Consider the following 12,660-nt stretch of genomic DNA (forward strand, 5'->3'; position numbering starts at 1 on the left):
GTCAGCACTTCCCCCTGCCTTCGAAAGGACTGACGTGCTCGATCGGCGAACGTTCGTGCTGGGTGCCGCCGCGACCGCGGCGCTCGCCAGCGCACTACCGGCCCACGCGGGCGCCGCAGCGCCCGCGTCGGACGCCGCGAAGAACCCGCGCAAGGCCGCGGGCGTGTTCCTCGCGCCCGACGGCACCCCCCTCATGTTGACCGAAGAGAACGGCCAGTGGGTCGTCATCGACGAGGGCGGTTCGGTGCGCATCACCGACGGCCTCACCGGTGCCGACCTGGTCGACGTCACCGGCGACGGCGCCACGTGCCACGCGGTCGGCGCGCTGCGCGGCGACCCGATCGCCACGATCTGGGAATCCACCGACGGCGTCACGTGGCGCGAGGCCCGCCGGCTCCACGGCGTGCGCTCGGAGTTCACCGCGGTCGGTGGCGGCCTGGCGTTCGGCTCCGTGCTCAAGCACGAGCGCGCTTCGGCCGTCCGCATCGCCGCCCGCCGCACCCCGTCGGGCTGGAACACCGTCCCGGCCCGCGGTCTGGAGTGGACCGACGCCCTGTCCGCCACCGCCGTCGCGGCCACCCCCGACGGCTGGGTCGTGGCGGCCGTCGACGTCTCCGGCACGGTCCTGCACACCTCGCGCGACGGCGTCACCTGGACCGCCCGCCCGCGCCTGGACGGCGTCGCCGTGCGCGGCCTGGTCGCGGTGGACGGCCGGGTGCGCTGGGTCGGCAACGAGATGGTCGACGCCACTCCGCTCACCGGCGTGCTCGACGCGGACCGGACCCGTCCGGCCGTGCCGCAGGACGCGAAGGCGCTCGGCCTGGCCGGCGCCCGTTCCGGCTGGCTGACCGGCGGCCGGCTGATCACCGCGGAGGCGACCCGATGATCACGTTCCAGCGGATCGACGGCACCCCCGTCTACTACTGGCGGTCCGGCCGCGGCGACACGACGCTGCGCAACTGGCAGGTCACGCAGGAGTTCTACGACTCCCTGGTGCTGTGGATCAGGGACCTGCGGTCGCTGTCGTCGGCGTACGGCAGCATCACGTACCTGGTCTCGGCGGGCTTCTACGTCAACAAGCCCGGCGAGCACGGCTCCGGCACCGCGATGGACCTCGACCACGTCCGGTGGAGCGGTGGTCAGGTCAGCTCGCCGCTGGACCGCGACCACGCGTCCGGCACTCTCGCCACGCGCCGCCGCTACCTGGCGGTGGACGCGGTGTGCCGTCGCCGGTTCCGGTACGCGTTGGACGGCTGGTACAACGCCGCCCACGAGGACCACATCCACTCCGACTTCGGCGGCCTGCCGGTCCGGTGCGTGACGGGGTCGGAGAGCGACACGAAGTTCGTGCAGGCGCTGTGCAACAACTTCATGAGCTCCGGATTGGTGGTGGACGGCATCTGGGGCCCGAAGACGCAGAGCGCGTTCACCACCGCGAAGTCCCGGCTCGGCACCACCGGCGACCCGCACACCAGCAGCGCGGCGTGGCAGTCGTTCCTGTCCGCGGCGGCTCGGAAGGGATTCGCGAACCAGGCGTTCTGACCTGGGGCGGAGCACCGGCCCGTGAGCCGAATTCCGGCTCACGGGCCTTTCGCCGTCGGGGCGGTGAAAATGATTGTCCGTCACTTCGGCATTGCTCGAAGATGGAGGGCGTATAGACGCCCCCGACTACATTCGAATCTTCCCGACCGACGCCAGGGGGTGTCCGGATGAGCACTTCGGAACTCGATGTCGTGGCGGTCCGGCGGACCGCGGAGCCCGACGCCGCGACCGCCGAGCGGTCGATGGCCGGGTTGCGCGAGGAGCACGGCCGGCAGCGGTCGCGCATCGCCGCCGGGCGGCCGGAAGCCGTGGCCCGGCAGCACAAGCTGGGCAAGCTCACCGCGCGGGAACGGCTCGACCTGCTGCTGGACGTCGGCTCGTTCGTCGAGGTCGACCTCTACCGGCGGGGCACGACCGGCGCGCACACCGACGGCGTGGTCGCCGGGTCGGGCACCGTGGACGGCCGCCGGGTGTTCGTCTACGCGCAGGACTTCACCATCTCCGGCGGGTCGCTGGGTGCGGCGCACGCGGCGAAGATCCAGAAGGTGATGGACCTCGCGGTGTCGACCGGGTCGCCGATCGTCGCGTTGAACGACAGCGGTGGCGCGCGCATCCAGGAGGGCGTGCTGGCGCTGCACGGCTACGGCGGCATCTTCCGCCGCCAGGTGGCCGCGTCGGGCGTGGTGCCGCAGATCGCGGTGGTGCTGGGGCCGTCCGCGGGCGGTGCGGCGTACTCCCCCGCCCTGGCCGACTTCACGTTCATGGTCCGCGACACCGCGCAGATGTACCTGACCGGACCGGACATCGTCGCGCAGGTGACCGGTGAGCGGGTCAGCCACGCCGACCTCGGCGGCGCGGACGTGCACGGGTCGCGTTCGGGCGTGGCGTCGTTCGTGCACGACGACGAGGCGAGTTGCCTGGCGGGTGTGCGGGAGCTGCTGTCGTTGCTGCCGTCGAACAACCTGGAGCCGCCGCCGGCGCTGCCCGCGTGCGGCGCGAGCACGGACCACCGGCCGCGGCTGGCGGAGATCGTGCCGGTGGAGCCGAACAAGCCCTACGACATCCGGTCGGTGCTGGCGGAGGTCGTGGACGACGGCGACTTCCTGGAGGTGCACGAGCACTGGGCGCGCAACGTGGTGTGCGCGTTGGCGCGGGTGGACGGGCGGGTGGTCGGCGTGGTGGGCAACCAGCCGATCGTGCTGGCCGGTGTGCTGGACATCGCCGCGTCGCAGAAGGCCGCGCGGTTCGTGCGGTTCTGCGACGCGTTCGGCATCCCCCTGGTGTCGCTGGTGGACGTGCCGGGGTTCCTGCCGGGGACGGAGCAGGAGCTGGGTGGCGCGATCCGGCACGGGGCGAAGCTGCTGTACGCGTACTGCGAGGCGACCGTGCCGCGGGTGCAGGTGATCCTGCGCAAAGCCTACGGCGGGGCGTACATCGTGATGGACTCGCGGTCGGTGGGCACGGACCTGTCGTTGGCGTGGCCGACGAACGAGATCGCGGTGATGGGCGCGGAAGGCGCGGTGAACCTGCTGCACCGGCGGGAGCTGGCGGCGGCGGCGGACCCGGCGCGGCTGCGTGCGGCGCTGGTCGCGGACTACCGGGCGGAGCTGATGCACCCGTACCACGCGGCCGAGCACGGGTTGGTGGACGACGTGATCGACCCGGTGGAGACGCGTGCGGCGATCGCGCGCGGGTTGGCCGTGCTGCGGGACAAGCGGGCCGAGCCGCCCCGCCGCAAGCACGGCAACGCCCCGCTCTAGGGCTCCGGCTCGTGCTGGGCGTTCAACTCGGGCGTTCCGGGCGTGGGGGACGGGTGTTCCGAACGTAGGACGCGTGTGGTGGTGGTGTCGGTGGTCGAGATCAGGCCCGGCAGGCTGCGGCGGTCGGTGCGGGAGCGGGCGGCGAGGCCGATCACGACGGCCGCGAAGAACACCACGCCGCCGTGCCCGGTCGAGATCAGCAGCAGGACCGGCAGCCACCAGAGGACGAACCGCAGCACCACCGCGCGGGCCGGGGCCTTGCCGCCCGTGCGCGCGTCGGCCAGGGCGAGGTGGAACGCGATCTGGCCCGGCGTGGCCCGGTCGTCGCGCAGGAGCGGCACGACGACCGTGGCGACCACCGGCACCAGCACGCCCAGCGCGGCGCCGAACCAGTCCGACACGGCCAGCTCGGTCAGCCTCGGCGTGCCGGTCCCCTCGCCGACGAGCACGAGCACCACCCGGCACGCGAACTGGATCAGGGACAGGGTCAGCAGGTCGCCCGCGAACGCGAACCCCCGGCGCAGCAGTCCGGGCCGCCCGGTGTCGGGCACGGGCTCCGGCACGGCCGCGGGCAGCAACCGGCCCGCCCATCGGGCCAGCAGCCAGCCGAGCAGCGCGCCCGCCGTGTTCGTCATCAGGTCGTCGACGTCCGCGACCCGGTAGGGGCACGGGTAGAGGCCGAACACCGCCGTGCCCTGGGTCGTCTCCACGACGAGCGACACCAGCAGCCCGATCGCGGTCGCGGCCACCACGCCCCGGCCGAACCGGTAGCGCAGCAGGAAGCCCAGCGGCACGAACAGCACCACGTTCAGCGCCACCTGGAGGAACTCCGGGCTCGTCGGCGAGTACCCGGCGGCGGCGATGTCGTCCAGCGACGCGAACGGCCGGGTCTGCCAGTAGTCGCGCAGCGCCCGGCTCTCGCAGAACGCGCCCGTCACGTCCGGCAGCGGGAACAGCGTGAACGCCACCAGCCCGCACCCGTACAGCGCGCTGCCCGCCGCGACGACCGCCGCCCACCCGGTGAGCCGGCCGCGCCGCCGGTACTGCCAGTGCACCCACGGCAGCACGGCCACCGGCACCACCAGCGCGAACAGCACCAGCGTGATGATCGATTCGCTCATCCGCACCGACACCCGGCCACGCTAGGCCGCTCCTCCCCCACCCGCCCGTCAGCCACCTGATCGAGTGGTCGAACCGAACGGGCCCCGGCGCCGAACCCAGTGCTGCCGAGCCTGTTCGCGCCCACGCTGACGATCCGCCGCGCCCGGCGGTGCTGAGCCCTCGCGGAACCGGCGCAGTCGTGGCCGCGCGGGAGACCGCCGACGACCGGGCCGCTCGCAGCCCGTGCCGCGACCGCCGTGACGATCGGCAGCGCGCCCCCTGGCCGTGCGACCGAACCACCCGTGGGCAGACCGCGGCGGTCCGGTAGCCGGTCGAGTCACCCCCGTCGACCGGTTGCCGGACCTGCCCACCGCCGTGCGCGCCCCGGCGTCAGCGCGGCCCGAGCCCGGTCTTGCCGTCCAGCAGCTCACGCGCGGCGTCGAGGTGGCCCGCGTGCCGGGCGGTCTCCTCGATCACGTGCAGCACGATCCGGCGCAGGTCGGTGGTCTCGGCGCCGAGCGGGTCCGGGTGCCTGCCGACCGGCCGGGCCGTGAGCGGTGTGGCGGCGAGGACGGCGTTCGACCGCTCGCACTGGGCCCGGTAGAAGGCGAAGACCTCCTCGCGCGACCGCGGCGTGGTGAGGGGTGGGGCGTCGTCCGGCCACGGCAGCGGCTCGGCGTGGCCCTGGACGATCTCCTGGAACCAGTGCCGCTCGGCGTGGCCGAGGTGCTCGACCATGCCCAGCGGCGTCCACCCCGACGGCAGGACCGCCGTCGTCAACGCCTCCCCGTCCAGTCCTTCGAGGATCGCCAGCACGGCTTCGCGCTGCGCCTCCAGGAACAACGACAGCGCCGCCTTCTCCTCGTCCACCGGTCCGTCCCCCCTTGTCGATCGACTGGCGGGGACGTTAACAGCGGGCACCGACAACTCACGGCAGGCGGACCTCGTCCGGGTCCTTGTCCGTCCGCAGCCCGCGCCACGACGAGTGCCGCAGCCGCCCTTCGGTGGTCCACGCGCGGTACTCGACCTCGCCGACCAGCTCCGGCCGCACCCAGTGCGCGCGGCGGGCGTGGTCGGCCGGGACCGGGTCGACGAACGGCGACCCGGTGCGGGCCAACGGCTCCAGCCGTCGCTGGAGGTCCAGCAACGCCGAGTGGGTGAACCCGGTGCCGACCTTGCCCACGTAACGCAGGCCGTCGTCGGACCGCACGCCCAGCAGCAGCGACCCGATCGTGCCCGCGCGGCGACCGTCACCGGGCCGCCACCCGCCGATCAGCACCTCCTGCGTGCGCACCAGCGGCACCTTCACCCACGCCGTCGAGCGCCGACCCGGCTCGTAGCGCGAGCCGACCCGTTTGGCGACGACGCCTTCGAGCCCGTAGTCCGAGGCCACCGCGAGCACGTCCTCACCGTCCACCTCGGTGAACGACGGCGGCACGCGCACCCCCGGCACGTCGCCCAGCCCGAGCGCGGCCAGCTCCTCCCGCCGCCGCGAGTACGGCGCGCCGAGCAGCGACCGGCCGTCCACGTGCAGCAGGTCGAACACGTAGTACGCGACCGGCACGCGGGCCGGCAGCTCGTCACCGGGTCGGGCGACGTGCATGCGGGAATGCAACCGGCCGAAGTCCGGCTGCCGCTGCGCGCCGAGGGCGACGATCTCCCCGTCCAGCACGACCTCGTGGTCACCCGGAAGTGTGGACAGCGCCCGCACTTCCGGGTAGGTCGCGGACACCTCCAGGTCGTTGCGGGTCATCGTCCGCACCCGCCCGCCACGCACGTAGGTGACCGCGCGGACACCGTCCCACTTGAACTCGAACGCCCACCCGGGGCCCGTCGGGAGCTGCCCGGGCGAGGCCAGCATGGGTCGGATCAGCTCGGGGAACCCGGACTCGGCGCGCAACGGCATGCGACCGTCCCTTGTAGACGGACCACGGCACGCCCAGTGTCACCCGCGCCACCGGGGGCCGCACATCGGCGGCCCCGATCGTGCGCACTCAGCTCGTGCGCGCTCAGCAGGCGGAGCCGGCGGACGCGCGGCGCTCCAGCATGACCGTGTCGCGCCACACGCCGTGGTGCTGGGCGATGCGCTCGCGAACGCCCACGGTCCGGTAGCCGGCCGAGTGGTGCAGGGCGATGCTGGCGCGGTTCTCCGGGAAGATCGCGGTCTGCAACGTCCACAGGCCGCCCTCGTCGGCCGCGGTGACCTGCCGGTGGAGCAGGGACTTGCCCACGCCTCGGCCGCGGAAGCCCTCGCCGACGTAGACCGAGGTCTCGGCCACGCCGGAGTAGCACTCGCGGGTCGACACGGGCGTGGCGGCGGCCCAGCCCGCGACCCGGCCGTCGACCACGGCGACCCAGCGGTGCCCGGGCAGCCACTTGGACTCCAGCGTGCGGCGGCTGGGCGTCTCGGTCTCGAAGGTGGCGTTGCCGGTCGCGATGCCCTCGGCGTAGATGCGGCGGACGTCGGCCCAGTCGTCCTCGCCGAGGGCGCGGACGGTGACGTCGGCGGGCAGGTCGGCCGGGCAGCACGGCCGCGTCACGATGGTGCCCATGACCGCGTCGGCGGCGTGCGGCAGGCCGGTGCAGCACGCCTGGTTGACCGAGACCAGGGTCGCGGTGCCCTCCTTGCGCAGCCGGACGAACCCCACGTCGGCGAGTTTGCGCAGGTGGTGGGAGCAGGTCGACTGGCTGATGCCGACGGCCTCGGTCAGCGCGCCGACGGTGAGCTCGCCGGGGTGGGTGGCGACGGTGTGCAGCAGGCGCACGCGGGTCGGGTCGGCCAGGCAGGCGAACCACTCGGCGTAGGTCGAGGCGTCCTCGGGCGCGAGGCCCACCGCAGGCAGCGTCGTCGTCATGACACCCAGACTATCGACAAACACCGATGGTTGCATCAATCTATGTTCCTCGATACATTGCTCGACGTTCGATCGAGGAACACCGATGAAAGAGGTCTGTGGTGGACGAGCTCTCCGTGGTCGTGGTCGGCGCCGGGCCGGTCGGGTTGGCGGCGGCTGCCCGCCTGCTGGAACGCGGGTTGCGGCCGTTGGTGCTGGAAGCGGGCCCGCAGGCGGGGGCGGCGGTGGCCCAGTGGCGGCACGTGCGGCTGTTCTCGCAGTGGTCGGAGCTGGTCGACCCGGCCGCCCGCCGCCTGCTGGAGCCCACCGGGTGGAGCGCACCGGACCCCGACGGCTACCCGACCGGCGAGCAGTGGGCGGCCGAGTACCTGGTGCCGCTGGCCGAGGCGCTGGGCGACCACGTGCGGGTGAACGCCCGCGTGGTCGGCGTGGCGCGCCGGGGACGGGACCGGGTCGTGGACGCGGGCCGCGACAGCGAGCCGCTGACCGTGCACGTCGAGGGCGGCGAGCGGATCACCGCGCGGGCCGTGATCGACGCGTCGGGCACGTGGGGCGTGCCGAACCCGCTGGGCGGCGACGGCCTGCCCGCCGCCGGTGAGCGGGAGGCCGCGGACCGGATCGGCTACCGCGTGCCGGACGTCGTGGCCGAGCCGGAGCGGTACGCGGGCAAGCGGATCGCCGTCGCGGGCAGCGGCCACTCCGCGCTGACCGCCCTGGTCGCGTTGACGGACCTGGCCGAGCGGCACCCCGGCACGAAGGTCACGTGGCTGCTGCGCCGCGGCGCGGTGGGCGCGGTGTTCGGCGGCGGCGAGGCGGACCAGCTGCCGGCGCGGGGCGCGCTCGGGCTGCGCGCGCGGGCCGCGGTCAAGGCCGGGCACGTCGAGGTGGTCACCGGCTTCCGCACCGCGGCGGTCGAGCGCGCCGGCGAGCGCCTGGTGCTGGTGTCGGAGGACGGGCACCGGCTCGACCCGGTGGACGAGGTCGTGGCGCTGACCGGCTTCCGGCCGGACCACTCGTGGCTGTCGGAGGTGCGGCTGGACCTGGACCCGGTGCTCCAGGCGCCGACCCGGCTCGCGCCGCTGGTCGACCCGAACGTCCACTCCTGCGGAACCGTCTACCCGCACGGCGCAAATGAATTGCGGCAGCCCGAGCCCGGCGTGTACCTGGTGGGTATGAAGAGCTACGGGCGCGCGCCCACGTTCCTCGCGCTGACCGGCTACGAGCAGGTGCGCAGCGTCGTCGCCGAGATCGCCGGCGACCACGAGTCCGCGACCGAGGTCGAGCTCACGCTGCCCGAGACCGGCGTCTGCGGCGGGTCCGGCGTGTTCGACGTGGAGCCCGCGTCCTCCGGCGGCTGCTGCGCCACCCCGCAGGTGGCCGACCTGACGCTCACCGGCCCGGGTGCCCGGGCCTGACCTGGCGCGGGGCGGGGGGGGGGGGGGGGGCCCCCGGGCGCGCCCCCGGGGGGGGGGGGGGGGGGGGGCCCCCCCCCCCCCCCCCGGGCGGGGGGGCGGGGCCGGCCCGGGGCGGGCGGGGGGGGGGGGGGGGCCCCCCCGGCCCCCCGCCGCGTGCTGGTGGTGCTGTGCCTGACCCAGATCACCGGCTGGGGCGTGCTGTTCTACGGCTTCCCGGTGCTGGCGCCCGCCATCGGTGCGGGCACCGGCTGGTCCGGCACGGCGGTCATCGGCGCGTTCTCGGTCGCGCAACTGGTCAACGCGGTGGTCGGCGTGCCCGTCGGCCGGCTGCTCGACCGGCACGGGCCCCGGGTGGTGATGACGACCGGTTCGCTGCTGTCCGTCGGTGCGCTGGCGGTGGTCGCGTCGGCGCGGTCGCTGCCGTGGTTCTACGCGGGGTGGGTGCTGGTCGGCGTGGCGATGGCCGGGGTGCTGTACCAGCCGGCGTTCGCCGCCCTGACCCGCTGGCACGCCCCCGAGCGGCGGGTGGCCGCGCTGACCGTCGTCACGCTGGCGGGCGGGCTGGCGAGCACCGTGTTCGCCCCGCTCACCGCGGGGCTGGCCGCGCACCTGGACTGGCGGCAGACGTACCTGGTGCTCGCCGGGCTGCTGGCCGTGATCACGGTGCCCGCGCACCTGTTCGGCCTGCGGCTGCCGTGGCCCGGGCAACCCGCCGACGCGGACACGCGCGGTCCGACCGCGATCGCCCGCAGCCGGCCGTTCGTGCTGCTCGTGACGGCGATGAGCCTCGGCGCGCTGGCCGTGTACGCGATCGTGGTCGCCCTGGTGCCGTTGTTCGCCGAACGCGGCCTGTCCACGACGACGGCCGCGTGGGCGCTCGGCCTGGGCGGTGTCGGCCAGGTCCTCGGCCGCCTCGGCTACGGCCCGCTGATCACGAGGGCCGGCGTGCGGAACAGGACCGCGGGCGTCCTGCTGGCGGCGGCGGTCACCACCCTCCTGTTGGGACTGGTGCCCGGCCCGGCGTTCGCCCTCGTCGGCGCCGCCGTTTTGGCGGGCGTGGTGCGGGGCATCTTCACGCTGATCCAGGCCACCGCCGTGTCCGACCGCTGGGGCACCGCGCACTACGGCCGGCTCAGCGGCATCCTCCACGCCCCGCTGTCCGTCACCTCGGCCGTCGCCCCCTGGGCCGCCGCCGCGCTCGCGGGGCAGTTGGGCGGGTACCCGGCCGTGTTCGCCGTGCTGGCCGCGTTGGGCGTGGTCGCGGCGGTGGTCTCGCTCAAGTCCGTGCCGCACTACACTCCGGGTGAGACTTCTGTGGGGGCACGCGGTGGCAGTGGGCAGTGACGACTTCTTTCGCATGGTGAACGCGCTCGTCGACGTCGAGCGCGCGGAGGGCAGGGACTACAGCTCGTTCAGCGTGCGGGGCCGGAAGTTCGGCTATTACTGGCCGCGCACGCAGACCGTCGGCCTGAAGCAGTTGCTGTCCGAGCAGCAGGCGCTGGTCGCCGAGCGGCCCGACGTGTTCGAGGAGCAGTTCACGTCCGGCGGCTTCGGCTGGGTGGTCGTCTACCTGGCGGGCATCGAGGCCGACGAATTGTCCGAATTGGTCTTCGAAGCCTGGCGCCTGTCCGCGCCCGAGGACGTGGTGGCCCAGGTCCCCGACCCGGCCCGCCGCTGACGCGTCGCGGATCAGCGCAGGTCAGCGGTCCGAATCGGACGAAGGACACCGAGCTCCGACACGCTGATCCAGCGTTACGGAACCGAGCGGGGCTCCAATGCGTCATCATCTGTCGGACAGATGTCGCGGGGAGGATGACGGATGGCGGGGGAAAACCCGCTGGTGGCTGCGCCGCCGGCGGAGTCGGGTTCGTTCTTCAACGCCGGTACGGGTGACAACGGTTGGGCGACGGGGATCTCCATCGCGGAGTCGGCGATGGACACGTTCAACGGGATCAAGGACGGGAACTGGGTCGAGGCGGGCCTGGGGATGGTCGGGTTGGCCGCGGACGCGGCGGCGATGGCGATCGACCCGTTCGGGACGTTGATGTCGTCGGCGGCGTCGTTCCTCATGGAACACATGCAGCCGCTGAAGGACATGCTGGACTGGCTGGCCGGCAACCCTCCCGTGATCGAGTCGTACTCCACGACGTGGAACAACGTCGCGACCGAGCTGGGCAAGATCGCGGAGGAGTACAACGCAGGGGTCCAGCGGGGCACGGCGGGGTGGACGGGTTCGGCTGCGGAGTCCTACCTGACCAACTCGAAGGTCCACGGTGACGCTCTGACGGGTGCGGCGTCGGCCGCGGGGACCGTCGGGACCGTGGTCGGCTTGATGGGCATGGTGGTGGGGTTCGTGCGCGAGATGGTGCGCGACCTGATCGCCGATCTGGTGGGCAAGCTGATCGCGTGGGTGTTGGAGGCGGTGTTCTCGCTGGGGTTCGGGACGCCGGTGATCGTGGCTCAGGCCGTGACGGCGATCTCGAAGTGGGCCGCGAAGATCGCGAAGATCATCCAGGACCTGTTGAGCACGATCAAGAAGGTCTCGCCGATGCTGAAGCGTCTGGTGGAGGTCTTCGAGAAGATCATGAAGGTGGTCGGCAAGCTGGCCGGCAAGGTGACCGGTCTGGACGTGCTGGACCCGAGCAACGTCAAGAAGGGCGGCTTCCTGCAGACCGGGAAGGCCGACATCGACACCCCGTCCGGCGGCAAAACCCCCGGAACCGGCAACTCGTCCACTTCGGACACTTCGAGCACTCCGGACACGAACCCGGACGGCGACACCCCGTCCAACCGCCCCACCGACACCACCTCCACCTCTGGCAGCGCCGCCACCGACGCACCCCCGACCTCCCGCCCGGGCCGCGGCGACCCGACCGACCTGCCACCGTCCGCACCCCGCCCGGGCCGCGACCCGAACAGCCCGGACAGCGAGCCACCCCGGGGCACCACCGCACCCGGCGGCAACACTCCAAGCTCCAGGCCCACCGGCAACTCACCCCTCGGGGAACACCGGGGCGGCCCCGGCGGCCAGCCCGCACCGGGCGGCAACACGCCTCTCGGTGAACACCGGGGCGGACCCGGGGGCCAGCCCGCACCGGGCGGCAACGCACCTCTCGGCGAGCACCGGGGTGGTCCTGGCGGTCAGCCCGCGCCGGGCGGTCACGGCAACGCCGGCAGCCCTGGCACTGGCAGCAGCGGGACTGGTGGCGGTGGCACTGGCGGTGGCGGCACTGGCGGTGGCGGCACGGGTGGCGTCGGTTCGCACGGTGGCGGCAGCCCCAGTGGTGGCGCGCCGAGTCCGGCTGCTCCTTCTCATCGGGTCGACCAGACCTCCGCGGCCACGGCTGCGGCTCCCCAGGCCCCGTCCCGCCCCGACCAGCCCCACACCGGCAACAACCCCACCGGCAGCAGTCCTTCTGCCGGTCCGGGCGCGGGCGGCACTCCTCCGCCGGCCGGCGGCGGCATGCCCGGCGGGGGTGGCGCGCCGGGTGGCGGCGCACCCGGCGGCGGTACTGGCGGTGGTCGTCCGGGCGGCGGCGCGGGCTGGACCGGGACTCCCGGCAGCCGGGGCGACCTCGGCTCCGGCATCCCGGCCGCACGCGGTCCCGAGAACGTCACACCCTCACACCGACCCTCGGGCACAAGCCCATCCAACACCGGCCCCTCGAACACCGGCCCTTCGCACGCAGGCCCGCCGCACGCAGGCCCTTCGCACAGTGGTCCGTCGCACGCAGGCCCGCCGCATCCCGGCTCGCCCCACGCCGGTCCGCCGCATGCCGGTCCGCCCCAGGGTGGACCACGGCACGCAGGTTCGCCGAACACCGGCCCGACACACACGAACCCGCCGCACGCGGGTCCTTCGCATGCCGGACCGCCCCACACGGGTCCGTCCCACGCGGGGTCGAATCCGTCGCACACCCGTCCGCAGGGCGGCCCGATCCCGCCCCACGCCGGACCGCCGCGCACCAACGCGCCGCATTCCCCGAA

Annotated in this window: 10 protein-coding genes and 1 pseudogene; 7 read left to right on the plus strand and 4 right to left on the minus strand. The window is 73.9% G+C overall.

The window, feature by feature from the left end; translation table 11 throughout:
• Positions 1-34 precede the first annotated feature (34 nt).
• The 3 genes from ACIQMJ_RS22995 to ACIQMJ_RS23005 all read left to right on the plus strand — a co-directional run bounded on the left by ACIQMJ_RS22995 (position 35) and on the right by ACIQMJ_RS23005 (position 3,302).
• Entirely contained in the window at positions 35-886 is an 852-nt protein-coding gene (locus tag ACIQMJ_RS22995) for a hypothetical protein (protein WP_499763049.1), read from the plus strand.
• Complete coding sequence (locus ACIQMJ_RS23000; protein ID WP_499763050.1) at positions 883-1,542, plus strand: extensin family protein; 660 nt, start codon at positions 883-885, stop codon at positions 1,540-1,542. Before ACIQMJ_RS22995 ends, ACIQMJ_RS23000 begins: the two co-directional genes overlap by 4 nt.
• A 167-nt stretch (positions 1,543-1,709) precedes the next feature.
• Positions 1,710-3,302 carry an acyl-CoA carboxylase subunit beta gene (locus tag ACIQMJ_RS23005; RefSeq protein WP_499763051.1) on the plus strand — a complete coding sequence of 531 codons (1,593 nt, stop codon included), beginning with the start codon at positions 1,710-1,712 and terminating at the stop codon, positions 3,300-3,302.
• Here the strand turns inward: ACIQMJ_RS23005 and ACIQMJ_RS23010 are convergent.
• The 4 genes from ACIQMJ_RS23010 to ACIQMJ_RS23025 form a co-directional block, all read right to left on the minus strand.
• A complete protein-coding gene (locus tag ACIQMJ_RS23010) occupies positions 3,299-4,423 on the minus strand; it encodes a VanZ family protein (RefSeq protein WP_499763052.1) in 1,125 nt (374 codons plus the stop codon). The genes ACIQMJ_RS23005 and ACIQMJ_RS23010 overlap by 4 nt on opposite strands.
• A gap of 370 nt (positions 4,424-4,793) precedes the next feature.
• Positions 4,794-5,273, minus strand: coding sequence for a DinB family protein (locus ACIQMJ_RS23015; RefSeq protein WP_499763053.1), 480 nt, complete (start codon positions 5,271-5,273; stop codon positions 4,794-4,796).
• A gap of 58 nt (positions 5,274-5,331) precedes the next feature.
• Positions 5,332-6,309, minus strand: a complete 978-nt coding sequence (gene ligD / locus ACIQMJ_RS23020; protein WP_499763054.1) for a non-homologous end-joining DNA ligase — start codon at positions 6,307-6,309, stop codon at positions 5,332-5,334.
• A 103-nt stretch (positions 6,310-6,412) separates the two neighbouring features.
• On the minus strand, positions 6,413-7,258 hold the full coding sequence (locus ACIQMJ_RS23025) for a helix-turn-helix domain-containing GNAT family N-acetyltransferase (protein WP_499763055.1): 846 nt from the start codon (positions 7,256-7,258) through the stop codon (positions 6,413-6,415).
• A gap of 101 nt (positions 7,259-7,359) precedes the next feature.
• Here ACIQMJ_RS23025 and ACIQMJ_RS23030 point away from each other — a divergent pair, with 101 nt between their 5' ends.
• From ACIQMJ_RS23030 to ACIQMJ_RS23045, 4 genes and pseudogenes are all read left to right on the plus strand, one after another.
• Positions 7,360-8,673, plus strand: a complete 1,314-nt coding sequence (locus tag ACIQMJ_RS23030; RefSeq protein WP_499763056.1) for an FAD-dependent oxidoreductase — start codon at positions 7,360-7,362, stop codon at positions 8,671-8,673.
• Between the two features lie 153 nt (positions 8,674-8,826).
• Complete coding sequence (locus ACIQMJ_RS23035; protein ID WP_499763057.1) at positions 8,827-10,017, plus strand: MFS transporter; 1,191 nt, start codon at positions 8,827-8,829, stop codon at positions 10,015-10,017.
• Positions 10,001-10,351, plus strand: coding sequence for an MmcQ/YjbR family DNA-binding protein (locus tag ACIQMJ_RS23040; RefSeq protein ID WP_499763058.1), 351 nt, complete (start codon positions 10,001-10,003; stop codon positions 10,349-10,351). The genes ACIQMJ_RS23035 and ACIQMJ_RS23040 overlap by 17 nt, the downstream gene beginning before the upstream one ends.
• 141 nt (positions 10,352-10,492) lie before the next feature.
• Positions 10,493-12,660 (plus strand): annotated as a pseudogene (locus tag ACIQMJ_RS23045) (hypothetical protein); the annotation flags it as partial.

Origin of the sequence: Actinosynnema sp. NPDC091369 (assembly GCF_044757065.1) — a bacterium.
GTDB lineage: Bacteria > Actinomycetota > Actinomycetes > Mycobacteriales > Pseudonocardiaceae > Actinosynnema.

Bases quoted from the DNA above. Each gene is read 5' to 3' on its own strand.
- ACIQMJ_RS23025 (WP_499763055.1), bottom strand. From the start codon at position 7,258: ATGACGACGACGCTGCCTGCGGTGGGCCTCGCGCCCGAGGACGCCTCG.
- ligD (WP_499763054.1), bottom strand. From the start codon at position 6,309: ATGCCGTTGCGCGCCGAGTCCGGGTTCCCCGAGCTGATCCGACCCATG.
- ACIQMJ_RS23005 (WP_499763051.1), top strand. From the start codon at position 1,710: ATGAGCACTTCGGAACTCGATGTCGTGGCGGTCCGGCGGACCGCGGAG.
- ACIQMJ_RS23000 (WP_499763050.1), top strand. From the start codon at position 883: ATGATCACGTTCCAGCGGATCGACGGCACCCCCGTCTACTACTGGCGG.
- ACIQMJ_RS23010 (WP_499763052.1), bottom strand. From the start codon at position 4,423: ATGAGCGAATCGATCATCACGCTGGTGCTGTTCGCGCTGGTGGTGCCG.